The following is a 1912-nucleotide window of genomic DNA, read 5'->3' on the forward strand; positions in this document are numbered from 1 at the left end:
ACCGTCTTTCGTTCGGTTACGACACGCCCGCAGTGTCATTCGGCTGCGGTTCGTACACCATCTTCATGGACGCAACCTTCTGGCGACCCAGTAGTGGCGGTCGAAGCCTTGAGCAACACCCTGGAGAGGCGTCCGCTCAGGACCGGCCCATCGCGGGTGCATGGCCATGGACAAAGAGAGCAGTTGTCGGGGATAGCCCCTGGGTGGTGGACACGCTGACACTGGCCCATACTGGGCCGGAGAATGCAGGACATCACCATGACGAAGAAGAAGTACTCGGACGAGTTCAAGTCCGACGCCGTGCGACTCTACGAGAGCCGCCCGGAAGTGTCGTACTCGACGTTGGCCGCGGATCTGGGAGTCGCTCGGGGGTCGTTGAAGACATGGGTGCACCAGGCGCGTAAGAAGGCCGCGATGGCGCGGTCTGCGCCCGAAAAGAGCGTGGATGCCTCGGAGGCACCCAAGGAGCAGTGTGCGCGGATGCAGGCCGAGATCGAGCAGATCCGGGCCCGCAACCAGGCTTTGGTCGCGGAGAACGACAAGCTCAGCGAGGAACGAGACATCCTGCGCAAGGCCACGAAATATTTCGCGGCAGAGACGAACTGGTGATCCGCTTCCGGTTCGTTGACGACCACCGGGACACCCATGAGGTGAAGCGGATGTGCACGGTGCTCGGCATCCACCGGTCGAGCTACTACAAGTGGCGCGCCGGAAAGGCGGCTCGGCTTGCCCGCCAGCAGGCCGATGCGGCGCTGGTCGACCGAATACGTGCCCACCACCAGGAATGGGACCACACCCTCGGTTACCGGCGGATGACCGCCGAACTGGCCGATGATGACGCGGTGCCGGGCACGGTCAATCACAAGCGGGTGGCCAGGTTGATGCGACGCAACAACATCGTCGGTGTGCACCTGCGTAAACCGAAGAGCACGACGATCAAGGATCCTGGGGCGCAGGTCTTCGAAGACCTGGTCAACCGTGATTTCACCGCTGCCGAGCCTGGACGAGTATTCGTCGGTGACATCACCTATCTTCCGCACAGCGGCACCGGTGAGTTCCTCTACTTGGCGACCGTGATCGACGTGTGTTCCAAACGGCTCGTCGGCTGGTCGATCGCAGATCACATGCGTGCCGAGCTCGTGGAGAACGCGCTCGACAATGCGGCGTCGGCCCGAGGGGCGCTGGAAGGAGCGATTTTCCACTCCGACCACGGCCGTCAATTCACCTCCTCGGACTACCAGGCGACATGTCGCCGGCACGGCGTGCGGCAATCGATGGGCCGGATCGGGTCGAGCGCCGACAACGCGATGGCCGAGTCCTTCAATGCGTCGTTGAAGCGGGAGACGCTTCAGGGCGCGAAACGCTGGCTCGACGAAGCACAATGCCGCACCGAGGTTTTCCGCTGGATCACTCGATACAACACACGCCGACGGCACTCATCACTGCGGAACCGATCACCACTTGACTTCGAGGTCGACCATGGGGCTACCCTCGATCGGGCCGCTTGACGTACACACCCCGTGTCCACTCTTCAGGGGCCACGCCCGTCTGTCAACAGGGGCAAATGTACCCCTCGTAGAGAGGAAAGGAGTTGTCGCTTATGCAGCTGGATGGTGCTTTGCGGCGTGGGTTGCGATGCGTCGCTGACCTCGGGACCGTGTGCTGGATCGGACACACCAGCCCCCACCAGCTTGGTAACCGGTGGGGGCTGGCTGTCTGCGCGGTCCGGGACGTATGTCAGCTGCGGATCAACAACCGGTGAGTCGGCGCTACCCTCATACCTGTATGAGTCGAGGGACAGCGCGAACGTTTCCCGTAGCCGGTGCCGCGGTGCTTACTAGTGCCGCACCCGTGAACCTTTGCCCGTTCTGGCCGACACGCCGACCGGTTGCGGCGTGTCGGCCACGGGATC

At 63.0% G+C, this 1912-nt stretch carries 1 protein-coding gene; it reads left to right on the forward strand.

The features are described from left to right. The first annotated feature begins 258 nt into the window (after positions 1-258). Positions 259-1508 (forward strand): IS3 family transposase gene (locus PV766_RS24000; RefSeq protein WP_421098117.1). Its coding sequence is split into 2 segments (ribosomal slippage): positions 259-589 and positions 589-1508, totalling 1251 coding nucleotides; the frame shifts between segments, so codons are not numbered across the junction. The last annotated feature ends 404 nt before the right edge of the window (positions 1509-1912 follow it).

The organism is Rhodococcus sp. As11, assembly GCF_048957735.1.
GTDB classification, from domain to species: Bacteria; Actinomycetota; Actinomycetes; order Mycobacteriales; family Mycobacteriaceae; genus Rhodococcus; species Rhodococcus gordoniae.